A 24,922-nucleotide genomic window follows, 5' to 3' on the forward strand; every position below is an offset into this window, starting at 1 on the left:
CGTTTTTGCCGTTAGTTAATCAAATTGGAATATCTTTAAATTGATTTGATGAAGGATCGTATTGATAACCTAGTAAAGCCATTTTATGGTTCAGTGATCCTTCTTCCAATTCATAGCGAGAAAGCAATTGTTGGTAACTGTTACATTCAATGCGTAATCGTTCATTAATAATTCCAAGTACAATCGCACTTTCAATGGTTAATAAATTATTTATTTCCATAAGCCACCACTAGATGAGGACAGTGTTAATTTAATTATAGTACAAAGAGTGGGGAGGTGAATTAACGTGCGAATACAGAATTTATTCGGACGTTAAAATGAAAAAAGCGCAAACCTTACGGCCTACGCTTTATTAATTAGTCTTAACTTTTAACTAGTTATTAAAAACCACATTGACGGTCTTGGTTTTTCTCGTCAAGCCATACTTTAAGTGGTGCAAAGTAATCTAAAACCGCACTTGCGTCCATTTGCTCAGTGCCGGTAAGTACTTTATGAGCTTCTTGCCATGTTTGGCTTGCACCCATTTCTAATACTTGGTTTAGCTTGGCTCCGGCTTCTTTATTGTTGTAAATTGAACAACGATTAATTGAACCTTCGTTACCAGCTACTTCACATAACGATTTGTGGAATTCAAATTGTAGTATGTGTGCTAAAAAGTAACGTGAATAAGGTACATTGCCAGGTACATGATATTTTGAACCTGGGTCAAAGTCAGTAGCCGAGCGGGCAATAGGCGCTTTAACACCTTGGTATTTTTCTCTTAATTCCCACCAAGCAGTATTGTAGTTTTCAGGAGTGATTTCACCGTTAAATACTTTCCAACGCCATTGATCAACTAATAATCCAAATGGAATAAAGGCAATTTTTTCTAATGCCATTTTCATTAATAAACCAATATCTTTCGATTCATCAGGAATGGTATCAATTAAGCCGATTTCTTTCAGGTAAGCTGGCGTTACAGACAAGGCTATAGTATCGCCAATTGCTTCATGGAAACCATCGTTAGCGCTGTTTTGGAAAAACACTGACTGGTCTTTATACGCGCGTTGGTAGAAGTTATGTCCTAACTCATGGTGAATAGTAGAGAACTCTTCACCGGTTTTTTGAATACACATTTTAATACGAATATCGTCTTGTGAATCAAGGTTCCAAGCTGAAGCATGACAAACCACATCGCGATCTTCTGGCTTGGTGAATAATGAACGCTCCCAGAATGTTTCTGGTAATTCTTCAAAACCTAATGAAGTGAAGAAGTTTTCAGCGCCTTTAACCATATCAATTTCGCTATATTCATGCTTAATTAACTGGTCTGTTACTGAATAGCCAGGATCGGCATTTTCAGGTGCAACTAAGTCGTATACATTGCCCCAACTTTGCGCCCACATATTACCAAGAAGGTGTGCAGGAATAGCTTCATCTTGTGGTACTTTGTCTTCACCATAATGCTCACCAAGCTCTGCACGTACATGACAATGTAAAGCATCATATAAGGGCTTTACTTGTTCCCATAAACGATCTAATTCGTTGGCAAATTCATCAGCAGGCATATCGTAATTTGAACGCCACATTGCACCTAAATCAGGGTAACCTAAACCTTGTGCACCTTCGTTGGCGAGTTCTACTTCTCGAACAAATAATGGCTTCATTTCTGGACTAATTGTACGCCAGCCTTGCCAGGCTTCTAATAATTCGCTGTAGTCTCGAGATTCAGCCATTACAGCCGACAGTTGACCTAAACTTTGCTTTTCACCTTTAGCATTAGTGTAAGTGCCTTTACCGTACATACCACCTAAGTCTGCGGCAATTTTAGCAAGCTCGGCGCTTTTGGCTGAATCTTGTGGTGCCGGTAATACCAAGGCTTGTTTTAAAATGTTTAATTTACGGCGTTGCTCAGGGCTTACTTCAACATTATCAAATTTAGCTGCTTGTAGGGCGAAGCGAACACCAGCTTCAGAATATTCTTGCGCGGCTGCAGCTGATAGTGCTGCGGTATCGTCGGTAATAAAGTTTTGGTAAATCCATTCAACTTTTGAACCTTCATTAATTAATTGATCAAGTTCTTCAGCTGTTGCTGTAAGGAATTTATTTACGTCAGCAACGGTATATGTTGCCTTAACCGGCGCTGCCGTGGTGGTGCTAGTATTTTGTTCGCAACCTGTTGTTGCAATTGCTGCAGCTACTATTAGTGCTGCACTGGTAAGTTTAAATGATTTCATAGGGACTCTATTATTTTCTAATTATTTTATGTTGTTTAGTATAGTGAAGTAGCGAGTATATTAGAAACGAGCGGGAAGAACAAAAAAAGAGACCCACAGCCAATTGACAGATCGAACTTATGGGTCCAGGGAGAACTTTTATATAAGTTAATTATGGTAGAAAACATCAAAATAGCTCGTTTTTTAAACGATATTTTTATATTAATTTTGAATTTATAAATCGATATACTTAATCCTGTTTTATTTCTCTATAAGTGAGTTGTTACTTGACACTTTTATTGCTTCCTGTCATTTTAAACGAACGTTTAAATAGTAATGAAAACTATAATAAAAAATTACCAACGGCACCCGTTATGAACACAAAAACAAAGATTTTAAATGCTGCGGAGCTGCTTTTCGCTGAAAAGGGCTTCGCGACCACTTCGCTTAGAGAAATTACTAGCGATGCTGAGGTGAATTTAGCTGCGGTTAATTACCATTTTGGCTCTAAAAAAGAATTAATTAAAGCGCTTATGAAACGCTACCTTGATCAATTATCACCAATATTGGTTAGTGCGTTAACCAAGGTAAATGAACAAGCTGAACAGCCAACGTTAGAGCAGGTATTTACCGCTTTTATTGAACCATTACTTACTCTTAATGATTTTAGAGAAAATGGTACCAGTACTTTCTTACAATTATTAGGGCGCAGTTATACCGATAGCCAAGGTTTTTTACGTTGGTTTATTACTACTACTTACCCTGATATTTTGGATAACTTTGTTGCTGCAGTGCATAGAGCTTATCCAGAATTATCTACAGAAGATATATTTTGGCGCCTACATTTTACTATGGGCACGGCGGTATTCACTATGTCTTCAACTGGCGCTCTTATCGATATTGCTCAGAATGATTTTGATGAAGAAGTGGATGTTGCGGGTGTGATCCGCCGCATTATTCCTTATGTTGCTGCGGGTGTTGGCGCACCAATCAGTAAAGCATAATTTATGTCATCATTAATGATAGATGTGCATGGCACATCGTTAACTGCTGACGATAGAGACGTTATTGCCCATCCCAAAGTAGGTGGATTAATTTTATTTAGTCGCAACTTTGAATCTATTGAGCAACTCATTGCGCTCAATAAAAGCATAAAATCAGTTAACCCTAACCTTTTGATTGCAGTTGATCATGAAGGCGGGCGAGTGCAACGCTTCAGAGAAGGCTTTTCTAAAATTCCAGCAATGGGCAAAATCTACCAACATGCGAATACTATTGCGTCTAATGAAAATGTAATATCAGTTGCGTCAAACATAGCACTACATATGGGCTATTTAATGGCAGTTGAAGTGCAAAGTGTTGGTATTGATATAAGTTTTGCGCCAGTGTTAGATATTGATGATATTAGCGATGTTATTGGTGATAGGGGCTTTCATAAAGATCCGGATGTTGTTACTAGTTTAGCAAATGAATTTATCAAAGGGATGAAACTTGCAGGCATGAAAGCGACAGGGAAGCACTTTCCTGGCCATGGCAGTGTTAAGGAAGATTCTCATATTGCCATGCCTGTTGATAACCGGGCGAAACAAGATATTTTTTCCCACGATATGCTTGTATTTAAAAATCTTATTCAACACAACCAAGTTGATGCGTTAATGCCTGCTCATGTTATTTATCCTCAAGTTGACGCTTTGCCTGTAGGCTTTTCACCTTTCTGGCTGCAAACAGTTTTAAGAGAACAGTTAGGTTTTGAAGGTGTCATTTTTAGTGATGACTTATCAATGCAGGGAGCTACAACAGCAGGGGGGTATGCAGAGCGTTGTGAAGCTGCCTATGAGGCTGGGTGTGACATGCTACTTGTTTGTAATGATAGAAATGGTGCTATTGAAGCGATTGATAAAGCAAACATTCCAAACCGTGCAATAAGCATTGCTCGCGTACAATCAATGTTAAATCAATCGAAGTATAATTTTGCACAGCTCAAGCTTGACCCTGAGTGGCAAAAAAGTCAGCAATATCTGTTTTAATCCAAATACATAAAGTATCTAAAAGAATAAGAGAGCAATATTTAATGAGAAGACAGCATTTTATCTATCTTGCCCCAATTATGGCTGTGCTTTTTCATTATTTACTACTGTCTTTAGGTTTTGAGCCTAAAGCGGCAATTACTGGTGGCATAACCTTGCTGACTGTTATTTTTTGGGTTACTGAAGCTATCCCAATCCCAGCAACGTCTATTATTCCGTTTGCGTTACTACCTTTGTTCAATATTGTTGATCATAAAACGGTTGCATCATCATTAGGATCTCACGTAATTTTGTTGTTAATGGGCGCTTTTATGTTATCTAAGGCACTAGAGAAAAGTAATGCTCATGAACGTTTAGCGGTTTACATGGTGAAGCTCGTTGGTGTTTCAAGCGGCAGACGTTTAGTGTTTGGCTTTATGCTTGCCGCTGCTATGTTGAGTATGTGGATCTCTAACACCGCTACGGTATTAATCATGCTACCAATGGCGTTAGCAATTTTAACTCATGTAGATAACCCTAAACTAAAGGTCGCGCTTATATTGGGTATTGCTTATGCATCAAGCGTGGGCGGTATAGGGACATTAATTGGCACGCCACCTAATGTTATTTTTATGGGCATCTATGAAGAGCAAACGGGCAGTGAGTTTGGCTTTGTAGAGTGGATGAAAATTGGTGTTCCAGTTGTACTTGTTGCTATACCTATTATGGCGTTATGGTTAACCCGTAATGTACATTTAGAGCAAAAAATTGTATTACCTGAGTTAGGTCCTTGGCGTAGTGAAGAACGTAGAACACTGTTTGTATTTGCGTTAACCGCACTTGCATGGATCACCCGTAAAGAACCTTTTGGTGGGTGGAGCTCATTGTTTGAAATTCCAATGGTAGGCGACAGCACCGTAGCACTTACTGCTGCTGTGTTAATGTTTGCTATTTCTAATGGCAAAGGAGGGCGATTGCTTGATTGGGATACCGCTAAAACAATTCCTTGGGGAATGTTGCTACTATTTGCCGGTGGTATCGCTTTAGCGAAAGGTTTTGTTGCTTCAGGGTTAAGTGACATGCTTGGGCAATGGTTAACTTCACTGGCTAATTTACCGCTATTTTTAATGTTACTTACCATATGTTTAGTAGTGACTTATTTAACTGAAATCACCAGTAATACTGCAACGGCAACACTATTAATGCCTATTCTTGCGGTAGCTGCCATATCTTCAGGTTATGATGCAAAAATGTTTATGATCCCCGCTGCAATGTGTGCCAGTTGTGCGTTTATGTTACCTGTGGCAACGGCGCCTAATGCAATTGCCTATGGCACGGGAGAAATAGAGATCAAACAAATGGTGACCGAAGGCGCTATTTTAAGTGTATTGATAGCTAGTGTGGTGGCTGTGATGTGTTACTTATTGCTTGGTTAGAGATATTTATTAAGTCTTTCATCTACCTAATTATAAAAATAACATCATCATTCCCCACAAGCCAAAGCGAGATGAGGAATCTCCTGAAGCGTACTGTGGCTTAAAGATAGTCTATTAATTAATAGATGTAATGCTAATTTTTAAAGCAATATCATACGTCAGGAGGCCCCTGATTTACTTAATCCAAGACTTTTGACTAGCCATTTGACTTAACCAGACCAAATAAATAGCAACAACAATTACCATAACCGGCATTATTGCCCCTCCGGGACCAAACACTTCCCATGCATTACTAATGAAGTAAGCATGAAACATTTGCACCAACACTGAGGCAAGCGAAATGATCAGAATAATTTTTGCTAATGCCCGCTTTAAAATCAATAACAAACATCCTAATGCACCGCCAAAAACCGCAAAAGCGAAGGCCATTGTTACCCAGATTGGTGTAGCTGGAGTTGTGCCAGATTCCTGAAGGTATGCCATTACCCCCATCAAGTTCCAGAGCAGTGCGAGCACAGCGACAACAGTAAACCATTTAGGTATGTTTGTACTTGTCATGATGACCTCTCGTTATTTTAGTTTTTAGTTTTCATCAAGTTAACTATACGAGAGCTAAAGAATATTGCAAATAACGCCGTATAAACGCCATAAACGACAATCATCCATTGCGGCATTGAATACCCTAAGAATGACCAGGAAATTTCACCACAATCACCAGTGGCTTCAAAAAGTGCTGGAAACCATTCATGTAAAGGCATCCACTTAGGGAAGTTAGGGATAAGATCACAGGTATAAAATAATGAACCGGCGTTAGATTGAATATCAACATGCTCTATAGCAATTAACAGGCCCCAAATTGCACCAACAGCCCATAATGAAAATCCTATAAGCCTACTAGTAAGTAGATTGTTACCAATAGCGCCAATAACGCCTCCTGCCATAATCGCCAGAATTGCCACTCGTTGGTAAATACACATAATGCATGGCTCAAGTCCTAAGCCATATTGAAAAAATAGAGCACTAAACTCTAAACACAAAGCCGAAGCGGCAAGTAGCCACCATGAACGTGGGTTTAAAACAAACTCATTTAAGGTTTTTAGCATTTAAAATATACCTGCTGCTGTACTGAAGTTTTTATTTGAAATAATGATAACTACTTTATTAAATTAATTCTATTCATCGAGGTAGAAAATAGCTTTTCATGAAGTTACAAATCTATTGCCATCCCTGGCGATTTGCATTCCTTCTTCCATGAAGTAAAAAAAAGCGCCAAAAGGCGCTTATTTAAAATACTTTTAACAAAGCATTAGTGGCCCGAAGCTCCTGCACCTTCAACAATATTATGGTGACCGATGATACCCATCTCATAAAATGTGTTGGTATATTCAACCAGTAAGCCAGAGTAAATGGTTAGCAACCCTACAATAGTTAATACAACAGTGTAAGGCAGAGCCATATAAACCATGCGTCCGTAAGACAAACGAATTAGTGGAGCAAGAGCTGAGGTAAGTAAGAATAAGAACGCTGCTTGGCCATTAGGTGTCGCAACTGAAGGTAGGTTAGTACCGGTATTAATTGCAACCGCTAACATGTCAAATTGATCGCGGGTGATCTGGCCAGCAAGTAGCGCTTTTTTCACTTCGGTGATGTAAACAGTACCAACAAACACATTGTCACTTACCATTGAAAGGAAACCATTAGCTAGATAGAACATCACTAATTGCATATCGCCTTCATAGGTTAGTACCCAGGTAATTACCGGAGTAAATAATTGCTGATCGATGATAACTGCAACTACGGCAAAGAAAACAGCAAGTAATGCAGTAAAAGGCAACGCTTCTTCAAACGCATGACCAATTTGATGTTCTTCGGTGATGCCAGTAAAAGCAGTTGCTAAAATGATCACTGTTAAACCAATTAAGCCGACAGAGGCTAAATGCAAGGCAAGACCAACAATTAACCAAATAGCAATTAAGCCTTGAGCAAATAGTTTAGCTTTATCAGCTTTAGAACGCTGGCTTGATTCTTCTTCATCAAATTCAACCAATATTTTGCGAACATTATCGGGAAGGGCAACACCGTAATTAAATATTTTAAACTTTTCAACTAAGAAACAGGTAATTAAACCACAAATTAATACCGGAATAGTTACAGGTGACATGCGTATTGCAAATTCAACAAAACTCCATCCGGCTTGTTCACCAATAATTAAGTTTTGTGGCTCACCTACTATAGTCATTACACCACCTAGAGCGGTACCTACACCAGCATGCATTAATAGGTTCCGTAGGTAGGCACGAAATTGTTGTAAATCGTCACGTGAATAATCAGGTAAGTCATTATCTGAAGTATGATCATGACTGTTGTTGCTTTGTTTACCTGAGGCAACTTTGTGATAAACCGAATAGAAACCGATGGCAACACTGATGATCACAGCGATTACTGTTAGCGCGTCTAAAAAGGCCGATAAAAAAGCACTGGCGAAACAGAATAATAAAGAAACAACGATTTTTGATTTTACTTTAGTAATTATCTTTGTGAACAAAAATAACAATAAGTTTTTCATGAAGTAGATACCGGCAACCATGAATATAAGCAGTAATACTACCTCTAGGTTTACGGTTATTTCATGCAACACTTGTTTGGGAGAGCTCATTCCTATAGCAATTGCTTGAATAGCAAGTAAGCCGCCAGGTTGCAAAGGGTAACATTTCAACGCCATTGCCAGAGTAAATATAAACTCTAAAACAAGCGCCCAGCCAGCAACGTATGGTGAAATAAAGAAGAAAATAATAGGGTTCAATATAAGAAAGCTTATTATTGTTAACTTGTACCACTGAGGCGCTTGACCTAAAAAGTTTCGGTAAAAGGCCTGCAAATATGTTTGCTCCATGAAATTCCCTTAGAAATGTTAATTATTTATTATGAAATTTTGATTGGCACTATATTAAGCTTTTAATATAACGGGGTAAATAGCCATTTTGTCGAAAACTAAGAATGATATTGTCTAATATCAACAATAAAGCAATAAATTAGCTTGACAGAATCTGGTACAATCAGTTTATATTAACAGATAGCACGCATTTATGACTCCATAGTCATAATTTTAGGATAATAATGATAATAAAAGCGCACAGTCCAGCAGGGTTTGCTGAACAATATATTGTAGAATCTATCTGGAACGGTGGATTTCCTCCGGGATCAATTTTACCTGCTGAAAGAGAACTTTCAGAATTAATTGGAGTAACCCGAACAACCTTACGTGAAGTTTTACAACGTTTATCCCGCGATGGCTGGCTAACGATTCAGCACGGTAAGCCAACAAAAGTAAATAATTTCTGGGAAACCTGTGGTTTAAATATTCTCAGTAAACTCGCAGAGCTTGATCAAGCTGGCGTTCCTGATTTAGTTGAAAACTTACTATCTGCTCGTACTAATATTAGCGCCATTTATGTTAGAGCTGCACTAAAATCAAATCCTGAAAAAGTGATCGAATTACTGACTAATTGCTTGGAAAAGAGTAATGATGTTGAAAAGTTTGCACAAAATGACTATCAACTCCATCATGATTTAGCCCTTGCCTCAAGTAATCCAATATATGTATTAGTATTAAATGGGTTTAAAAATTTATATTCTCGTCTTGGTGGGGTGTACTTTGCTAATGATGAAGCGCGATCATTAACCATAAACTTTTATCACTCATTAATAGTCTTAGCTCAGCAAGGTAAATTTGATGAGGGGATTTTAGCTGTTCGTGAATATGGCCTAGCTTCAGCGAAAGTCTGGTCTGAATTAAAAGAAGATATTTTAAAAGAACTTGTACAGTAACCCCTTGAAGAGTGCGGTTAATAAAAGTCGTACTCTTTAATAAATCTGCAATTTCCCCATAAATCTATTGTTCTTCCCCCTAAAAACCAAGTAAACTAGTCGGACTTTATTTAGGTACCAATTTAGACTTGGTATAGCCATCATTTTAATAATTTTTGCAAGTTATTGCATGTAGAGGAATCTATGGAAACTATCGACAAAATCAAACAACAAATTTCTGAAAACCCAATCCTTTTATTTATGAAAGGCTCTCCTAAGTTACCAAGTTGTGGTTTTTCTTCACAAGCTTCACAAGCATTAATGTCTTGTGGTGAAAAATTTGCATTTGTTGATATTTTACAAAACCCTGACATTCGTGCAGAGTTACCTAAATTTGCAAACTGGCCTACCTTCCCACAATTATGGGTAGATGGTGAGTTAGTAGGCGGTTGTGACATTATTATTGAAATGTTCCAACAAGGCGAATTACAAACCCTTATTAAAGAAACTGCTGAAAAGTTTCCAGCAGCTGAATAAAAATCCATTATTACACTTGTATTTATAAAAAATAGAGCCATATTTATTTCAACATTAAGTGTAATATCTACTACAAAAAAATAATTGGAGAAACCCATGAGTGTATTAGTTGGTCGCCCAGCGCCAGACTTTACTGCAGCTGCCGTATTAGGTAGCGGAGAAATTGTTGATAACTTTAACTTAAGTGAAGCAATTAAAGGTAAAAAAGCGGTAGTATTTTTCTACCCTTTAGATTTTACTTTCGTATGTCCTTCAGAGCTTATTGCTTTTGATCACCGTATGGATGATTTTAAAAGCCGTGGTGTTGAAGTTATTGGTGTTTCAATTGATTCTCAATTTACTCACAATGCATGGCGTAACACGCCAGTAAACGATGGTGGTATTGGTCAAGTTCAATACGCATTAGTTGCTGACGTTAAACATGAAATTTGTAAAGCATATGATGTAGAGCACCCAGGAGCTGGTGTTGCATTCCGTGGTTCATTCTTAATTGATGAAGAAGGCAATGTACGCCATCAAGTAGTTAACGACCTTCCTCTTGGTCGTAACGTTGATGAAATGTTACGAATGATTGATGCATTACAATTCCACCAAGAGCACGGTGAAGTTTGTCCTGCTGGTTGGAATAAAGGCGACAAAGGTATGACTGCGTCTACTGAAGGTGTTGCTTCTTACTTAGCGGATAACGCTGACAACTTATAATAGGTATAAAATACTTATCTACAAAAAGCTGCTATTTGCAGCTTTTTTTTTGCACAGAATGTGCTGAACCTCCCGAACTATGGGGGGCTGATAGGAGGGGGCAGGGATGAATCAACTTAGAATTGCCATGCATGCTCAGTCGGTATATACCAATGAACATGGAAAAACGTTGTTACATTATAGAAAATAAATAATTATGAAAGGTAGGCTTTTTGAAAGAAAATTTTAAAATTTGCACTACACTGAAAATAAGATGATAATGAATCCGTTAATATTCTCTCAGTGTTGTTCGAGGGAATGGGACTAATAACAACGAATCACGGATTGAGATTTATGAGACTAAGCAAACCTGTGTATGAAAAACTTCCTTTCATATATTTTATAGTAGCACTGTATTTATTCTTTAATTATGACCTGACCCTAACAAACGTGTCGGCAGCATTACTGTATGTTGTATCTGCATTAGTGTGGGTCAAACGCTCTGATTATCGTCGTCAAACTCGTATCAGCAAAACTGTAAGCGGTATTCGTTTACCTCAAATTGTTTATGAATATTACCCATTCGTATTTTTAGCGGCTTCGTTAGCTATTCTGAAATATTTCCCACAACCAATAGCATTAGCAGCAGCATTATTAATGAGTTTAGTTGCGTTAAAAAATATTATAATTCGCAGGCAATCAAGAAGAGCTAATCCGCTTAAGTTTGGCGCAAAACAAAAACTGCGTTAATTAATTGAATTGGCATTATGGTTTCAGGTATCTATTCAGATACCTTTTTATCATCAGCTTTTTCAATTGCATCTTCATTTTCATCAGCTTCAATGGCTAATGGCCAACCGCCTAATTCTTGCCATTTGTTCACAATAAAGCAAAATAATTCAGCTGTTTTTTCAGTATCATACAATGCTGAATGCGCCTCACTGTTGTTAAAGTCTATTTTTGCACTAGCACAAGCTTTTGCTAGAACAGTTTGCCCTAACACTAATCCAGATAGAGTTGCAGTATCGAAACTAACAAAAGGATGAAATGGACTACGCTTAATATTACAGCGCTCAGTTGCTGCATTGACAAAACCTAAATCAAAGGCCGCATTATGCGCAACCATAACAGCTCTTTGACAACCGTAGGCTTTCATTGCTTTGCGGATTTTTTTGAACATATCTTTTAACGCTTCATCTTCGCTTACTGCACCACGTAATGGGTTTGTCGGATCGATGCCGGTAAATTCTAGTGCTGCAGGTTCAAGATTTGCACCTTCAAAAGGCTCAATATTGAAACAAAAAGTTTCTTTGATAGATAATAAACCAGTGGCTTCATCCATATGTAATATGCTGGCGGCTAACTCTAATAACGCATCAGTTTTAGCATTAAAGCCTGCAGTTTCTACATCAATAACCACCGGAAAGTAACCGCGGAAACGTTGAGCGAATAAGGATTTTTTTTCTTCAGCCATGTCATTCTTTAAAAAGAGTTGTTTATGGCGAGATTATCGCAGATATTTAACACGATACCAATTGTATTATTACGTACTGTGTGTAATTTAAATAAAAGCTATGACTAAGCTTGTTAAATATTTTTTGCTCGGTACACTGAGCGGTTATGTGCTCATTGGACAATGAGCTGATAAAATTCCACTCTAGTATAAAGAGAATCCTATGTTTAAAAAAATGGGCCAATTAATAGCCTCATTAATGTTAATCAGTTTTACTGCCAGTGCTGCGGTAAATGATGACTTAACCTATGCCAACTATGACCAAGTTAGAATCAATCATGTATACCTTGATTTAACAGTAGATTTTGAAGAGAAAGCGTTAAAAGGTTTTGTTGATATTGATCTTAAATGGTCAGACAAAAACGCAACTGCTATCTATTTAGATACTCGTGATTTAAAAATATTTAAAATTTTGGCAAAAACGGCTAACAATACTTGGTTAGCTAGTGATTTTAATCTGGCTGAACGTGATGATGTTATGGGCTCTAAGCTAAGCATAGAACCAGGTTTTCAAACCGATAAAATTCGAGTTTATTACCAATCTACCGAAGTAGCTTCAGGACTGCAATGGCTTAGCCCTGAGCAAACTGCCGGTAAGAAACATCCATTCATGTTTAGTCAAAATCAAGCTATTCATGCACGTAGTTGGATCCCAATTCAAGATACACCAGCAGTACGTTTAACTTATACTGCTCGTATTCGTACCAGCTCTGATTTGCTCGCAGTTATGAGCGCTAATAATGAACCCACAACGAAAAAAGATGGCGATTACTTTTTTGAAATGCCTCAAGCTATACCTCCATATCTAATTGCTATTGGTGTTGGTGATTTAGAGTTTAAAGCAATGAGCAAGCAAACTGGTGTTTATGCCGAAAGCTACATTCTAGAAGCATCGGCTACTGAGTTTAACGATACCCAAGCTATGATCACTGCTTCTGAAGCTTTGTACGGCTCTTATCGTTGGGGTCGTTACGATTTATTAATGTTACCACCAAGCTTTCCTTTTGGTGGCATGGAAAACCCGCGCTTATCATTTATCACGCCTACCGTTGTTGCTGGAGATAAAAGTTTAGTCAGTTTAATCGCTCACGAACTGGCACATTCTTGGTCGGGTAATCTGGTTACTAATGAAAGCTGGCGCGATTTATGGTTGAACGAAGGCTTCACATCTTATGTTGAAAACCGCATTATGGAAGTTGTATTTGGTAAAGAACGTGCGGTAATGGAGCAAGCGTTAGGTGTTGCCGATTTACATACTGATATTGCTGACTTACCTGAAAATGATTCAATTTTATATTTAGACCTTCAAGGCAGAGATCCTGATGCTGCGTTTAGTGATGTACCTTACGTAAAAGGGCAGTTATTTTTAATGTTCTTAGAGCAACGCTTTGGCCGCGAACGTTTTGACCCATTTGTGTTGTCATATTTTAACAACTTTAGTTTTCAAAGTATTGGCACCAAAGATTTCTTAAAATATTTAGATGCTAATTTAATTAGTAAATATCCAGGTATTGTAAGCGAAGCAGAAGTACAAGAGTGGGTATTTGGAAAGGGCTTACCTAGTACAGTTCCTACACCTAAGTCAGATGCATTCACTAACGTAAGTTCGTTAACTTCAGCTTGGCTAAGCGGTGATAAGTCGTTATCAGATTTACCAACCTCAACCTGGACTGTACATGAGTGGTTATATTTTATTAATGGCTTACCGCGTGATTTAGCTAACGACAAAATGGTTGAGTTAGATAGCGAATATAATTTAACTAAAAGCTCGAATGCTGAAATTGCACATGCTTGGTATTTATTAGCACTTAACTCTGGTTATGATGTGGTTAAACCGCAATTAGAGCAATACTTAATAAATATTGGTCGCAGAAAATTGATTGTGCCGCTTTATAAGAAACTTGCTGAAACTGATGCAGGGTTAACTTGGGTCAAAGCTGTGTACGTTAAGGCTCGTCCTGGCTATCATCCTTTAGCACAAGGTACAGTTGATGATGTTTTAAATAAATAAACATCACTTGATAGAAATTAATAAGCCAGCTACAAAGCTGGCTTATTTATATTTGATTAAATGATTTTCGACAATTTCAGTTACTTGTTTTCTTCAACAAGCACATCAACTTCACGATGATTTTTTTGTTTGGCAACAATAACTCTAATGGTTTGTTGCATATGATCAAACTTAAGCTCTAATCGACCGTATACCGTTTGCTCTGAAATTGGTGAACCAAACTGTTCACTATAAAAGCTGGTGATCTCAGTAAAGGAGTTTTTGGTGAAGTAATTCACCATCGCTGGGTATTTATCATTAAATTTAGAAAATACTTGTGCATCCGTCACCATAGGAATCTCGATACTAATCGTTTCAGCTTCCGTACTTTCTTCTGCGATTGCTCCTGTTGCGATTAATCCTAAACCTAAGCTAAGTGCAAGAAGCGATTTTTTTATTGTCATAGTCTTTATCTGCTATTTAAGTAAATATGCCCTTTATCATTCAAGATGCAGGTTTCAGTCCCGTAGCTTGAATGGTTACGGTTATAGGTTAATTTAAGGTTTTTTATGGTGTTACGTCAAGTTAAAGGATGAATTATACCAAGTCCGATAATTTATTGGCTATTTAGCGAGAATTAACAGGCTTATTTACAAGGCATTGATTGCAAAGAAGGGTTGTTCCCTTGTTAAAATCAATAACGCAGTATATAGGTCTGTTAAACTCGCCCTTCGGGAGATTGAAAGAGTCGAGATAACTGCTCAAAATTTATTTTATATAGAATGACTATACCAAAACAAATTTCGATTGTTCTCCCACCTCTTTCAAGCTCTAAATGACCAATAAAATATCGGAATTGGTATTAACTAAAAACTCTTGTAAACTCTTCGCTAAATAAATTACTTGAATTTGGAGCCTGTATTGAAACATTGCGCTATTTTGACCATGGATTGTTTAGACGACTTTGAAGCCTATGATCATTTACTTGATCAACCCTTACTTGCTTTAGGTTGGAAAACACAATTAGTATCATGGAAGCAAGAGCAGATTAACTGGAATGAATTCGATGTGGTATTGATCAGAACACCATGGGATTACCAAGAAGATGCGCCTCGGTTTTTGCAAGTACTTAATGATATAGAAGCTTCCTCTGCAATTTTAGAAAATAATATTGATATTGTTCGTTGGAATATTAACAAGAAATACCTGCAAGAATTACAACAAAAGCAAGTGACTATTGTGCCTACTATTTGGCAAGAAACGTTTAACTTTAATGACGTTGCTAGTTACTTTACAAAATTTTGCACTGATCAAATTGTCATAAAACCTTGTGTAAGTGCCAATGCCGATAATACATTTTGGCTAACTAAAACCAATGTGGCATCGCATAAAGAGCAACTAGAGATAGCTTTTACTAATCGTGACTTTATGGCGCAACCATTCATGCAGAGTGTGATTGAAGAGGGTGAGTTTTCATGTTTTTATTTCGACGGAAAATATAGCCATTGCATACTGAAAACACCGAAAGAAAATGACTTTAGAGTACAAGAAGAATTCGGCAGTCGATTACAGCTTGTTGAACCAGAAGCTAAGCTTATAATGCAAGCTGAACATGCAATAGCCCAATTATCAACAACGCCAATGTACGCCAGAGTTGATTTTGTCCGCCACGGGAATGAGTTTGCCATGATGGAAGCTGAGCTTATTGAGCCATCATTGTATTTTAATATGGATGAAAAGTCGGTGCCATTGTTTGCAAAACTGTTTGTCGAGCGCATGCAAAGAGAGCACCAGTTATAATCAAAAGGTTGACAGCGTAAAGATTTACGCTGACACTGCCAGTTCATTTTCTTTTTATCAATTTCCCATTTATCGGAGTAGGCGTGCAATTTACTTATATTCAAGATCAACAGAGCTTATTAGACTATTGCTCTGCGGTTAAAGATGCTGATTTACTTGCCGTTGATACAGAATTTGTACGTACTCGTACCTTGTACCCCAATTTAGGTTTAATTCAAGCCTATGATGGCAATGAATTGGCATTAATAGATCCTGTTGCTATTGATGATTTAGAGCCTTTTTGGCAATTACTTAAAGATGAGTCGTTGTTAAAAATTATCCATTCTTGCTCAGAAGATTTAGAAGTGTTTTTACACTCGGGCAACTGCAAACCTGTTAATATGATTGACTCGCAAGTTATCATGTCCTTTTTAGGCCATGGCTTATCGATGGGTTATGCGGGGATGATCAAGCATTATTTAGATATAGATGTAGATAAAAGTGAATCACGTACTGACTGGATGAAACGCCCTTTAAGCGATAAGCAATTAGATTACGCAGCTGCAGATGTATTACACCTTCATCAGATAAGTGGCAAATTGTTTGCTGACATTGAAGCGTCTGGTTTTTTAAAGGCAGCAAAGCAAGAATCACAACAACAAATAGACAAAAAATTTACCCCTATAGATGCCGACAAACTCTATGTTGAGAACAAACAAGCATGGAAGTTAGACCCGCAGCAATTATTATTGTTACAGCACTTACTTTCATGGCGATATGAACAGGCAGTAAAACGTAATTTACCATTAAGTTTTGTTGCCAAAGATCATACTTTGATGATGCTAGCACAACGGAACCCACAAAGTGTTGGTGCCATGGCTAGCTATGATGGTATTGAAATTTTAGATGTTCGTCATAAAGGCAAGGCTATGCTTAATGTGCTGCGCGCAGCAAATCAACAGCCAGAAGAAGCTTATCCTAAAGCTATTACTCGCTTAGATGCTTACCCTTCATATAAACAAGTATTCAAATCAGTTAAAAATAAAATAACTCAGTTAGCACAAGAGCAAGGACTTGATACACAAGTTGTTGCGGGTAAAAAGCAGATTAATCAATTTTTATCCTGGCATTGGCAGTTAAATGAACAGCAACTAGATAAAGTTGAATTGTTAAAAGGTTGGCGTGGTGAGTTATTTGCTGAACCATTAAGCCAATTTGCTGACTCTGGTTTTTAAGCAGAACTACAGAAACGAGTAACGAGAAATTAGAAACGAAAAGCATAACTGTAAATTTTTATCGCCTTTTTGTTTCTTCTCGCAACCAATCACATTTATTCTTGTCAAAACCTTATTCAACAAGTAATTTCACTTTCAGCTCATCAGCCTTAATGGTATATTTTGCATAATATTAAATTACAGTGAAATTGCTATGTTGTGTGCGGTTTATAAAAGCTCGAGAAAACTTGAAACTTACTTATATGTGTTAAAACGTGATGACTTTTCATCGGTACCAGAGGCGTTAATGAAAACCTTTGGTACACCACAATTGGTAACCTTGATTAACCTAGCCAATCGTGACAAATTAGCAATAGCTGATATGGAAAAGTTAAAAGCAAATTTAACCAACAAGGGTTTTTATTTGCAATTACCACCACCTACAGAAGACCTATTAAAACAACATCGCATTGATAGTGGTGTTGAAGACGAATAATTTCGGAGTAGTACATGAAAATTAAACACAGCTTGGCCGCCTTCATCCTTGCCAGCTCAACAATGCTTTCTATATCTTCAACAGCACAAGTTGCTGCTGAGCCTCATCCTGAGCCAACCATTAGTTTTGAAAGTTATGTAGAACAACTAAAGCAGCAAGCGCTGGAAAAAGGCTTTTCAGCAGCTTTAGTTGAACAAAGCTTTGCTAATGTTGTTTACCATAAACGTGCCGTTAAAGCCGATAGAAATCAGCCAGAGCACGTTGAAACCCTGGAAACATATTTGCCTAAACGTGTGCCTGACTGGAAGGTTAATAAAGCCCGGGAAATGCTGAGTAAGCATAAAACTGAACTTGCTAAAATAGGTAAGCAATTTGGAGTGCAACCTCGGTTTATTGTGTCTTTATGGGCATTAGAGTCTAATTTTGGCAAAATTACCGGTAATTTTAGCGTAGTTTCAGCTTTAGCGACTATGGCATATGACGGACGTAGAGAGAGTTTCTTTAAAGGCCAGTTATTTGACGCCTTAACTATTTTAGAACAAGGTCATATAGAAATAACAGATATGAAAGGCTCTTGGGCCGGAGCTATGGGTCATAATCAGTTTATGCCAAGTTCATTTTTAGCTTATGCTGCTGATGGTGACGGCGATGGCAAAAAAGATATTTGGAATAATACTTCAGATGTATTTGCCTCTATTGCCAACTATTTGAAAAAAGTAGGTTGGGATAATGATATTACCTGGGCTAGACAAGTACAACTGCCAGAAAACTTTGATTATAAATTGGCTATTCCGCAAAATACTGGCGGACGTAAACCATGGTTGAAACAGTGGGCGTTAACTGAGATGTCATTAAGTGATTGGCAGGCTGCTGGCGTGCGTAAATACAACGGTAGAGATTTACCTCATGTAGATATAACCGCGGCTCTTGTTTTTCCTGATGGCGAAGAAGGGCGCGCTTATTTAGCTTATGACAACTATAAGTCATTAATGCACTGGAATTTATCCTATTACTTTGTCACGAGTGTGGGCCATTTAGCCGATAGAATTAAGTTTGATCAATAGTCTTATCAGTATCAAAAACAACAAACAAGCACAGGATATGGTAATACCAATTCCATTAATTGGGTGGTCTACTTTTTAGTGAGGGAAAATGGATAAATACAAGGCATAAAATGTTATAAGTAGTTATTCTCGGCTTTGGCATCCTGCGTCGCTCTACCTGCAGCATCCATGCTTTCGTACTTAAATGTTTTATAACGCAGTAGTTATTCATTTAAACCAGTAAAAATCAGCAGATAATTAATGGACTTGGTATGATATCCTCTTTGAGGTTTATGTGAGTAAGAAAACGAATAAAGTAAAATCTTCAGCCAAAACGCTCATTGAGCCATTTTGGCAAACCAAAAGCTTGAGCGAAATGAGCGAAAGTGAATGGGAATCATTGTGTGACGGTTGTGGTAAATGTTGTCTGCATAAATTTATTGATGACGAAGATGAACTTGAAGTTGATCATGATATTAGCGACGAAGAGTTAGCGTTATTACAACATGCGCCAACTGATTTTATTCGTGAGGGCGAAGAATTACTTTATACCAATATCGTTTGCCATTTGCTTAATGATAAAACCTGCAACTGTAGTAAATATTCAGAGCGAACTCGTCTTGTACCCGATTGTGTAAAACTTACCCAAGAAAATTTAGAAGATATTTTCTTTATGCCAGAAAGCTGTACCTATCGACGTTTACATGAAGGTCGTGGTGTACCAACTTGGCATCCGCTACTACATAAAGGCAAAAAGTCAGCCATGCATAAAGCGGGCATGTCAGTGCGCGGTAAAGTAGTAAAAGACAACGAAGTAGATACTAACGATTATGAAAATCATATTGTTACTTGGCCGTTAGCCGATTTAGATTAGTAAAATTTTAATAAGTTAATTATGCACGCAGTTCAAAAGTTATATTTGTATCGTAAAAGTCTAAGTACTACTGAATTTAAAGCTCGTGGCTGGAAAGTTAAGCGTTGTGAGGTTTGTCGTTTAGACCAAGAGTTTTGTATTTGCAATATGGTAAAGCAAGGCGATAGTGACTACGCTTTTTTATTGTTGATGTATGATAACGAAGTGCTTAAACCTAGTAACACTGGCCGTTTAATTGCAGATATTGTTAAAGATACCTACGCTTTTCTTTGGAAAAGAACTGAGCCTAATACTGAATTATTAGATCTGCTTAATAGTGATAAATATCAACCTTATTTAATTTTCCCAAAAGATTATGCAAACGAGGGGCAAGTTGTTTTTGAGCACAAGCCCGAACAAGTTCACACTGACTTTAGCAATAATAAGAAACCGCTTTTTATTTTAATTGATGCGACTTGGCGCCAAGCTAAAAAAATCTTTCGTAAGAGTCCTTATTTAAGTCAATTACCCATTATATCAATTCCTCTGCCAAGCCCTGAAGAGCAAGAAGCAAAGGTTAAAATACCGGGTAACTTCGATTCTAGATATCAAGTAAGAAAAGCGGCAAAAGCAGGGGAGTTAGCTACCGCCGAAGTCGCAGCTAAAGTGTTAGCACTTATGGGCGATGACAAAAATGCTCTGCATTTAGACTTATGGTTTGATGTGTTTACCTATCAATATCAACGTTCGGTAAAACAACGCAGTTTAGCCGATCCAGAGTCACTGCCTCGCTATGATAAATTTATTATAGATAATAAAATCACTTGACTAAAATTAGCTTTAACCTGACAGTTAATGAAGCAATAATAATTGGCGTATAGCAATGAAATTTAATTACCTTGATACAAAACCTAATCTCTTTAAGAACTTTTTAGCTATATTTGCCTTTAGCGCTTTTAGCACTGTTGTAGTTGCTGAAGATGAAGTTTATATCGCTGAAATTAAAGGTGATAAGGTAGTTTCAGTAACGAATGTTAGCCAACGACAAGGTTATGACAACCAACCCCACTTTACTGCAGACAGTAAGTCTTTATTATACACCGCCATGTATGAAGTCACTAATTCTGATGGTAAAGCGAGCCAACAAACTGACAGCCTACATTTTGATTTAACCAGTAAAAAAATCTCAAATATTACCTCTACAGCAGCAAGTGAATATTCTCCAACAATCACCCCTGATGGTGAGCACTTTTCAGTGATAAGAGTAGGGGATGATGGTCGCCAATTACTATGGCAATATCCTTATACCGTGCAAGAGACAAACAAGGAGCTTGTTGGTAAACCGTTAATTCCAACGGTATTTGATGTTGGTTATCATGTTTGGCTGAATTCTGATGAGCTTTTATTATTTGTATTAGGTCAGCCAATGACGTTACAACGCGTGCAGCTAAGTACTGCAAAAAGTCAGCAAGTAGATACTAATATCGGTCGAACGCTACGTAAACTTCCTAATGAAAACCTATATAGTTATACGAAAGCTGTTATTGATGAGTGGCAACTAAAGCTTTATAACCCAGAAGATAAAACTGTAAAATCATCTGTAATTTTACCTGCTAAAAATATGTATTATGCTTGGCATCAAAGTGGCGACTTGTTATCAGCAGATAAAGCTCTAGTGATGCGACATAATTTAGAGCAAGGGTCAAAATGGAAATCGTTTTTTGATTTTTCAAATGATTGTAAAGGTGACATCACCCGTATGGTGATGTCTAATGACAGCAAGTATTTGGCTTTTGTTTGCGCCACTAAATAAAGTATTTTGCTGCGAATAACGATTTCTATTCTGTGGCTAAGGGGTTAGGATCTTTCCTTTTTCATTATATCGCTTACCATTTTCAACATAATGTTCGGCGCCATGAGCGATCATTTTTCGATGTTCGTCAGAAAGCTGCTTTACTATTTTTCCAGGACTACCTAACACCATTGAACCATCAGGAATTTGCATGTTTTCTGGGACTAAAGTATTCGCACCAATAAGGCATTCTTTGCCAATATTTGCACCATTTAAAACCACAGCATTCATGCCAACTAAACTGCCATCGCCAATAGTACAACCATGCAACATGACCTTATGGCCAATGGTAACATTACATCCTATATTCAACGGAACATCGGTATCAACATGCAAAATGCTACCATCTTGGATATTAGAGTTTTCACCAATAGTTATGGTGTCATTATCAGCTCTAATAACCACATTAAACCAAATGCTGACATTATCCGACAGCACCACATCACCAATTAAAACAGCATTTGGAGCTATAAAGTGCTCCCCCTTGATTGTTGGCTTTTTATCTGCGATTTGGTATAGCATATGAGGTCCTTTTTATGATGTTTAATCGTTAAATCTAACATTTTATTTGCAGTAAATTTGTATTTTTTTTATATTTGTTGTTATATTGAATGTATCAAGTTGAAAGTAAGCCCGCTAAATTTTGCATTTGGCATAGGGGTGCTTGCCTTATTTCAAGGGAATAAAATAATAATGAATGAAACTAACTTAGATGAATTAGAAAACATTGAACGTCGTCAAAATTTCCGCATAGATATGGAACGAGAACTGGTAAATATTTCTTGGCATGATAATGAAGGCCAAGCTCATAAATTACAATGTTCTTGTGAAGATTTCTCTAAAGGTGGCTTACGAATAGAACATGACTATGCCATAGCCGTTGATACTATAGTCGAATTCAAATTCCAAGCTGATCACCCTGAAAGTCGATATATACCTGCTAAAGTAGTTCGTTGTATTGAATTAAAAAACGGTAAGTTTAGTTTAGGTTTTAAAATGGCATGAAATGTAGCATGTGATGAAATACTGTTACGTTTGAATAAGAATAATAACCAAGGAAGTGAACCATGATATTATTGGTAGGTGGAGAAAAGGGCGGTAGTGGTAAAAGCTGTTTAGCTCAAAATATAGGCGTGTTTTTTGCCAAAGAAAAAAATGCCAGTGTATTAATTGCCGATTGTGACCCTCAGCGCACAACCTCTGATTGGATCCAAGCACGAAATAATGATCCCAAGCTAGCGACAATTAACTGTATTCAATTATACGGTAAGATTCGTAACGACTTACTCAGTTTAAATGAACATTATGATTATGTGATTGTTGATTGTGGTGGTCAAGATAACCTTGCTCTAAGGGCATCAATGTCAGTTGCCGATCATGTACTTATCCCTATGCGTCCTAAGCGTAGAGATATCAAAACTGCTCCTCATATGGAAGACATGCTAAGTACTTGTAAAATGGTTAATCCTAAAATGATAGCGTCATTTGTTATAACACAATGTCCATCATTGCCAAACCAAGCGCCTCGTATTATGGAAGCAAAAGAGGTTTGTGCATCCTTTGGTATTAATGTACTTGAGTCAATTACTTACGCTCGTAATATATACGATGACAGTGAAGAGAAAGGTACCTCGGTATTTGAAACTGAACCGGATGGCAAAGCTGCAGATGAGATCAGAAGTATAGCTACAGAAATGATGTCAATTAAGCAGGAGCTTAGCTATGAGTTTAGCTGATCTGAAAAAGCAATCATCGAATAAAGTTCAGCGCAGTTTTACTGTAGATGAATTTATTGATGATTCAACTAACTATTCAATTGGCAACCCGCAAATTGTTAGTGCAGATATTCAGGCGCAAACACAATTGCTTAGCCAAAAAATTGCTGACTCTATTAAGCCCGCTATAGAGCCTGAAGCAGATAAACCGTTTAAACATGCAACGTTCACTTTAAGTGAAGATATTATTGAGCAACTTAATGAATTAGCTAGTAAAACTAGTATTCCTAAGTCTAGATTATTGCGAATTTTGGTTAATAACTTTTACTTTCAAGATAATCCTAACAATTTATTGTTATCAAAAGTGAAATAGCAGTAGAAGCTAAATAGAAAAATTTATTTCTAAATGAAAGGCAAGTTTATCCATACTCTATAAAGTATGTGATAAAATTGCCTTTTTTAATGGGTTAAATTTGGCATAAAAGTTAAGCATGAGATTAGATAAGTTTATTTGTCGTTGTACTGAGTTATCACGCAGTGACGCTAAAAAGTATTTGAAACGCGGTGTTATTAAAGTAGCAGATGAAATTATCAAAGATCCTGGCTTTCAAGTTTATCCAGAATCTCTCGTCACCTTAAACGGAAACCTACTAAGCTTTGCTACTGCTCGATACATCATGCTGCATAAACCTGCTGATTGTATTTGCTCTAATGTCGATGAACTTTATCCATCGGTATTACATTTAGTTGAAGTAGACCGTGCCTTTGATTTACACATTGCCGGGCGTTTAGATGCCGATACAACTGGTTTAGTATTAATTACTGATGACGGGCAATGGTCACATAAAATAACCTCACCTAAAAAAGAATGCCAAAAGCGTTATCGCGTGCAACTTTCAAAGCCAATACCTGAAAACGCCGTACAGCGCTTTAAAGAAGGTGTACAACTACAAAATGAACCTAAGCTAACAAAGCCTGCTTTGCTTGAAGTATTAGCTGAAAAGGAAGCTTTGTTAACGATTTCTGAAGGAAAGTACCATCAAGTAAAAAGAATGTTCGCTGCGATCGGTAATCGAGTGATCGGCTTACACCGTGAACAAATTGGTGACATTGAACTGGATCCAGAGCTTTCTTTAGGTGAATGGCGCTATTTAACTGAAGAAGAGGTTAATTCAATAAACTAAACTTTGAATGTTCGCGTCAATAATTGATAACCGAATGATTAGTATTGACAGTGCCAGCAGCGGAAGTTGATGAAATGAGCCATCATCCCCCACGAGTGGAACGAGATGAGGTAGCTCTTTAAGTGACACTGTGGGTCTTATAAGAGCCATTAGCTGAAGTAGAAAAACACTGTCATTCCCACGCAGGTGGGAATCCATGATATAGGCTGCTTTGTGCCATTTGTAAACCATTAGTAATCTCTAATATAAACTACAAATGGTTAAGAACTTTTAAACTTAGAATAGAAAAGTTGTGCACAGATAAAAACTACGCTGAGTATTACGGCAAGTGGCCAATATGCCATCCGCTGTATTGGAGGACCTGAAGGGGCTAGATGTAACAAACCACAAACTAGCAATTATTAACAATGCGAGTGTCATACCAAGCCCTTGCATGCACGCTTCTTTTTGAAACGTTTAGAAACCAACTAAATATAGCAAGTAAAAAGAATGGAGCACTGTAAAACAACCCTCCATAAACTAGCAACCCAAAAAAGTTAGCTTGATTATGTTTACCTGTAATCATTAAAAAACAGGCAATTAATAGGCTGAAAAATATAGGAATTGATAGATACTTAGCCA

Annotated in this window: 27 protein-coding genes; 19 read left to right on the forward strand and 8 right to left on the reverse strand. The window is 37.4% G+C overall.

Features of this window, described 5'->3' with window-relative positions; translation table 11 throughout:
- Positions 1-19 precede the first annotated feature (19 nt).
- Together RGQ13_RS06580 and RGQ13_RS06585 are read right to left on the reverse strand one after the other, a co-directional pair.
- A complete protein-coding gene (locus RGQ13_RS06580; protein ID WP_348392763.1) occupies positions 20-220 on the reverse strand; it encodes a DUF4250 domain-containing protein in 201 nt (66 codons plus the stop codon).
- A gap of 160 nt (positions 221-380) precedes the next feature.
- On the reverse strand, positions 381-2,216 hold the full coding sequence (locus RGQ13_RS06585) for a M2 family metallopeptidase (protein ID WP_348392764.1): 1,836 nt from the start codon (positions 2,214-2,216) through the stop codon (positions 381-383).
- A gap of 353 nt (positions 2,217-2,569) precedes the next feature.
- Here RGQ13_RS06585 and RGQ13_RS06590 point away from each other — a divergent pair, with 353 nt between their 5' ends.
- The 3 genes from RGQ13_RS06590 to RGQ13_RS06600 are packed head-to-tail and all read left to right on the forward strand — an operon-like array spanning position 2,570 to position 5,637.
- A complete protein-coding gene (locus tag RGQ13_RS06590) occupies positions 2,570-3,199 on the forward strand; it encodes a TetR/AcrR family transcriptional regulator (protein WP_348392765.1) in 630 nt (209 codons plus the stop codon).
- A gap of 3 nt (positions 3,200-3,202) precedes the next feature.
- Positions 3,203-4,222, forward strand: a complete 1,020-nt coding sequence (nagZ, locus tag RGQ13_RS06595; RefSeq protein WP_348392766.1) for a beta-N-acetylhexosaminidase — start codon at positions 3,203-3,205, stop codon at positions 4,220-4,222.
- A gap of 44 nt (positions 4,223-4,266) precedes the next feature.
- Complete coding sequence (locus RGQ13_RS06600) at positions 4,267-5,637, forward strand: SLC13 family permease (RefSeq protein WP_348392767.1); 1,371 nt, start codon at positions 4,267-4,269, stop codon at positions 5,635-5,637.
- Between the two features lie 174 nt (positions 5,638-5,811).
- Here RGQ13_RS06600 and RGQ13_RS06605 read toward each other — a convergent pair whose 3' ends face one another.
- The 3 genes from RGQ13_RS06605 to nhaB form a co-directional block, all read right to left on the reverse strand.
- Positions 5,812-6,195 carry a hypothetical protein gene (locus tag RGQ13_RS06605; RefSeq protein ID WP_348392768.1) on the reverse strand — a complete coding sequence of 128 codons (384 nt, stop codon included), beginning with the start codon at positions 6,193-6,195 and terminating at the stop codon, positions 5,812-5,814.
- Positions 6,196-6,212: 17 nt separating this feature from the next.
- The gene (dsbB, locus tag RGQ13_RS06610) at positions 6,213-6,740 is read right to left on the reverse strand and encodes a disulfide bond formation protein DsbB (protein WP_348392769.1); all 528 of its coding nucleotides are present in this window, start codon (positions 6,738-6,740) and stop codon (positions 6,213-6,215) included.
- Between the two features lie 203 nt (positions 6,741-6,943).
- On the reverse strand, positions 6,944-8,530 hold the full coding sequence (nhaB, locus tag RGQ13_RS06615; protein ID WP_348392770.1) for a sodium/proton antiporter NhaB: 1,587 nt from the start codon (positions 8,528-8,530) through the stop codon (positions 6,944-6,946).
- A gap of 224 nt (positions 8,531-8,754) precedes the next feature.
- On the opposite strand from nhaB, the gene fadR reads away from it, so the two are divergent.
- The 4 genes from fadR (at position 8,755) to RGQ13_RS06635 (ending at position 11,412) form a co-directional block, all read left to right on the forward strand.
- Positions 8,755-9,465 (forward strand): fatty acid metabolism transcriptional regulator FadR, encoded by a 711-nt coding sequence (fadR, locus tag RGQ13_RS06620; RefSeq protein ID WP_348392771.1) that lies wholly within the window; start codon positions 8,755-8,757, stop codon positions 9,463-9,465.
- Between the two features lie 183 nt (positions 9,466-9,648).
- Positions 9,649-9,981 (forward strand): Grx4 family monothiol glutaredoxin, encoded by a 333-nt coding sequence (locus RGQ13_RS06625; RefSeq protein ID WP_348392772.1) that lies wholly within the window; start codon positions 9,649-9,651, stop codon positions 9,979-9,981.
- A gap of 96 nt (positions 9,982-10,077) precedes the next feature.
- The gene (locus tag RGQ13_RS06630; RefSeq protein WP_348392773.1) at positions 10,078-10,683 is read left to right on the forward strand and encodes a peroxiredoxin; all 606 of its coding nucleotides are present in this window, start codon (positions 10,078-10,080) and stop codon (positions 10,681-10,683) included.
- Between the two features lie 333 nt (positions 10,684-11,016).
- Positions 11,017-11,412, forward strand: a complete 396-nt coding sequence (locus RGQ13_RS06635) for a hypothetical protein (RefSeq protein ID WP_348392774.1) — start codon at positions 11,017-11,019, stop codon at positions 11,410-11,412.
- Positions 11,413-11,443: 31 nt separating this feature from the next.
- Here RGQ13_RS06635 and rnt read toward each other — a convergent pair whose 3' ends face one another.
- Positions 11,444-12,136, reverse strand: coding sequence for a ribonuclease T (gene rnt, locus RGQ13_RS06640; RefSeq protein ID WP_348392775.1), 693 nt, complete (start codon positions 12,134-12,136; stop codon positions 11,444-11,446).
- Positions 12,137-12,338: 202 nt separating this feature from the next.
- Between rnt and RGQ13_RS06645 the strand changes: the two genes are divergently transcribed.
- Positions 12,339-14,186 carry a M1 family metallopeptidase gene (locus RGQ13_RS06645; protein WP_405054171.1) on the forward strand — a complete coding sequence of 616 codons (1,848 nt, stop codon included), beginning with the start codon at positions 12,339-12,341 and terminating at the stop codon, positions 14,184-14,186.
- Between the two features lie 80 nt (positions 14,187-14,266).
- Here RGQ13_RS06645 and RGQ13_RS06650 read toward each other — a convergent pair whose 3' ends face one another.
- Entirely contained in the window at positions 14,267-14,629 is a 363-nt protein-coding gene (locus RGQ13_RS06650; RefSeq protein WP_348392776.1) for a hypothetical protein, read from the reverse strand.
- A 457-nt stretch (positions 14,630-15,086) separates the two neighbouring features.
- Between RGQ13_RS06650 and RGQ13_RS06655 the strand changes: the two genes are divergently transcribed.
- From RGQ13_RS06655 to RGQ13_RS06685, 7 genes are all read left to right on the forward strand, one after another.
- Complete coding sequence (locus tag RGQ13_RS06655; RefSeq protein ID WP_348392777.1) at positions 15,087-15,965, forward strand: ATP-grasp domain-containing protein; 879 nt, start codon at positions 15,087-15,089, stop codon at positions 15,963-15,965.
- A gap of 83 nt (positions 15,966-16,048) precedes the next feature.
- Positions 16,049-17,179: a ribonuclease D gene (gene rnd, locus RGQ13_RS06660; RefSeq protein ID WP_348392778.1), complete on the forward strand. Its 1,131-nt coding sequence runs from the start codon at positions 16,049-16,051 to the stop codon at positions 17,177-17,179.
- A 193-nt stretch (positions 17,180-17,372) separates the two neighbouring features.
- Positions 17,373-17,654 carry a YcgL domain-containing protein gene (locus RGQ13_RS06665; RefSeq protein WP_348392779.1) on the forward strand — a complete coding sequence of 94 codons (282 nt, stop codon included), beginning with the start codon at positions 17,373-17,375 and terminating at the stop codon, positions 17,652-17,654.
- Between the two features lie 14 nt (positions 17,655-17,668).
- A complete protein-coding gene (locus RGQ13_RS06670) occupies positions 17,669-18,718 on the forward strand; it encodes a lytic murein transglycosylase (RefSeq protein ID WP_348392780.1) in 1,050 nt (349 codons plus the stop codon).
- Between the two features lie 274 nt (positions 18,719-18,992).
- Positions 18,993-19,571 carry a YcgN family cysteine cluster protein gene (locus RGQ13_RS06675; RefSeq protein ID WP_405054172.1) on the forward strand — a complete coding sequence of 193 codons (579 nt, stop codon included), beginning with the start codon at positions 18,993-18,995 and terminating at the stop codon, positions 19,569-19,571.
- Positions 19,572-19,592: 21 nt separating this feature from the next.
- The gene (locus RGQ13_RS06680) at positions 19,593-20,378 is read left to right on the forward strand and encodes a tRNA-uridine aminocarboxypropyltransferase (RefSeq protein ID WP_348392781.1); all 786 of its coding nucleotides are present in this window, start codon (positions 19,593-19,595) and stop codon (positions 20,376-20,378) included.
- Positions 20,379-20,433: 55 nt separating this feature from the next.
- On the forward strand, positions 20,434-21,363 hold the full coding sequence (locus tag RGQ13_RS06685; RefSeq protein ID WP_348392782.1) for a TolB family protein: 930 nt from the start codon (positions 20,434-20,436) through the stop codon (positions 21,361-21,363).
- Between the two features lie 36 nt (positions 21,364-21,399).
- Here RGQ13_RS06685 and RGQ13_RS06690 read toward each other — a convergent pair whose 3' ends face one another.
- Positions 21,400-21,924: a gamma carbonic anhydrase family protein gene (locus tag RGQ13_RS06690; RefSeq protein ID WP_348392783.1), complete on the reverse strand. Its 525-nt coding sequence runs from the start codon at positions 21,922-21,924 to the stop codon at positions 21,400-21,402.
- Positions 21,925-22,095: 171 nt separating this feature from the next.
- On the opposite strand from RGQ13_RS06690, the gene RGQ13_RS06695 reads away from it, so the two are divergent.
- The 4 genes from RGQ13_RS06695 (at position 22,096) to rsuA (ending at position 24,301) form a co-directional block, all read left to right on the forward strand.
- Positions 22,096-22,407, forward strand: coding sequence for a PilZ domain-containing protein (locus RGQ13_RS06695; protein WP_348392784.1), 312 nt, complete (start codon positions 22,096-22,098; stop codon positions 22,405-22,407).
- Positions 22,408-22,469: 62 nt separating this feature from the next.
- Positions 22,470-23,138 carry an AAA family ATPase gene (locus RGQ13_RS06700; RefSeq protein ID WP_348392785.1) on the forward strand — a complete coding sequence of 223 codons (669 nt, stop codon included), beginning with the start codon at positions 22,470-22,472 and terminating at the stop codon, positions 23,136-23,138.
- Positions 23,125-23,490, forward strand: a complete 366-nt coding sequence (locus RGQ13_RS06705; protein WP_348392786.1) for a ribbon-helix-helix domain-containing protein — start codon at positions 23,125-23,127, stop codon at positions 23,488-23,490. Before RGQ13_RS06700 ends, RGQ13_RS06705 begins: the two co-directional genes overlap by 14 nt.
- 118 nt (positions 23,491-23,608) lie before the next feature.
- On the forward strand, positions 23,609-24,301 hold the full coding sequence (rsuA, locus tag RGQ13_RS06710) for a 16S rRNA pseudouridine(516) synthase RsuA (protein ID WP_348392787.1): 693 nt from the start codon (positions 23,609-23,611) through the stop codon (positions 24,299-24,301).
- Positions 24,302-24,922 lie beyond the last annotated feature (621 nt).

Source organism: Thalassotalea psychrophila (assembly GCF_031583595.1).
Taxonomy (GTDB): domain Bacteria; phylum Pseudomonadota; class Gammaproteobacteria; order Enterobacterales; family Alteromonadaceae; genus Thalassotalea_A; species Thalassotalea_A psychrophila.

Excerpts from the sequence above, each read along its gene's own strand:
- RGQ13_RS06580 (WP_348392763.1), bottom strand. The coding sequence starts at position 220 with ATGGAAATAAATAATTTATTAACCATTGAAAGTGCGATTGTACTTGGA.
- RGQ13_RS06585 (WP_348392764.1), bottom strand. The coding sequence starts at position 2,216 with ATGAAATCATTTAAACTTACCAGTGCAGCACTAATAGTAGCTGCAGCA.
- RGQ13_RS06590 (WP_348392765.1), top strand. The coding sequence starts at position 2,570 with ATGAACACAAAAACAAAGATTTTAAATGCTGCGGAGCTGCTTTTCGCT.
- nagZ (WP_348392766.1), top strand. The coding sequence starts at position 3,203 with ATGTCATCATTAATGATAGATGTGCATGGCACATCGTTAACTGCTGAC.
- RGQ13_RS06600 (WP_348392767.1), top strand. The coding sequence starts at position 4,267 with ATGAGAAGACAGCATTTTATCTATCTTGCCCCAATTATGGCTGTGCTT.
- RGQ13_RS06605 (WP_348392768.1), bottom strand. The coding sequence starts at position 6,195 with ATGACAAGTACAAACATACCTAAATGGTTTACTGTTGTCGCTGTGCTC.
- dsbB (WP_348392769.1), bottom strand. The coding sequence starts at position 6,740 with ATGCTAAAAACCTTAAATGAGTTTGTTTTAAACCCACGTTCATGGTGG.
- nhaB (WP_348392770.1), bottom strand. The coding sequence starts at position 8,530 with ATGGAGCAAACATATTTGCAGGCCTTTTACCGAAACTTTTTAGGTCAA.
- fadR (WP_348392771.1), top strand. The coding sequence starts at position 8,755 with ATGATAATAAAAGCGCACAGTCCAGCAGGGTTTGCTGAACAATATATT.
- RGQ13_RS06625 (WP_348392772.1), top strand. The coding sequence starts at position 9,649 with ATGGAAACTATCGACAAAATCAAACAACAAATTTCTGAAAACCCAATC.
- RGQ13_RS06630 (WP_348392773.1), top strand. The coding sequence starts at position 10,078 with ATGAGTGTATTAGTTGGTCGCCCAGCGCCAGACTTTACTGCAGCTGCC.
- RGQ13_RS06635 (WP_348392774.1), top strand. The coding sequence starts at position 11,017 with ATGAGACTAAGCAAACCTGTGTATGAAAAACTTCCTTTCATATATTTT.
- rnt (WP_348392775.1), bottom strand. The coding sequence starts at position 12,136 with ATGGCTGAAGAAAAAAAATCCTTATTCGCTCAACGTTTCCGCGGTTAC.
- RGQ13_RS06645 (WP_405054171.1), top strand. The coding sequence starts at position 12,339 with ATGTTTAAAAAAATGGGCCAATTAATAGCCTCATTAATGTTAATCAGT.
- RGQ13_RS06650 (WP_348392776.1), bottom strand. The coding sequence starts at position 14,629 with ATGACAATAAAAAAATCGCTTCTTGCACTTAGCTTAGGTTTAGGATTA.
- RGQ13_RS06665 (WP_348392779.1), top strand. The coding sequence starts at position 17,373 with ATGTTGTGTGCGGTTTATAAAAGCTCGAGAAAACTTGAAACTTACTTA.
- RGQ13_RS06670 (WP_348392780.1), top strand. The coding sequence starts at position 17,669 with ATGAAAATTAAACACAGCTTGGCCGCCTTCATCCTTGCCAGCTCAACA.
- RGQ13_RS06680 (WP_348392781.1), top strand. The coding sequence starts at position 19,593 with ATGCACGCAGTTCAAAAGTTATATTTGTATCGTAAAAGTCTAAGTACT.
- RGQ13_RS06685 (WP_348392782.1), top strand. The coding sequence starts at position 20,434 with ATGAAATTTAATTACCTTGATACAAAACCTAATCTCTTTAAGAACTTT.
- RGQ13_RS06690 (WP_348392783.1), bottom strand. The coding sequence starts at position 21,924 with ATGCTATACCAAATCGCAGATAAAAAGCCAACAATCAAGGGGGAGCAC.
- RGQ13_RS06695 (WP_348392784.1), top strand. The coding sequence starts at position 22,096 with ATGAATGAAACTAACTTAGATGAATTAGAAAACATTGAACGTCGTCAA.
- RGQ13_RS06700 (WP_348392785.1), top strand. The coding sequence starts at position 22,470 with ATGATATTATTGGTAGGTGGAGAAAAGGGCGGTAGTGGTAAAAGCTGT.
- RGQ13_RS06705 (WP_348392786.1), top strand. The coding sequence starts at position 23,125 with ATGAGTTTAGCTGATCTGAAAAAGCAATCATCGAATAAAGTTCAGCGC.
- rsuA (WP_348392787.1), top strand. The coding sequence starts at position 23,609 with ATGAGATTAGATAAGTTTATTTGTCGTTGTACTGAGTTATCACGCAGT.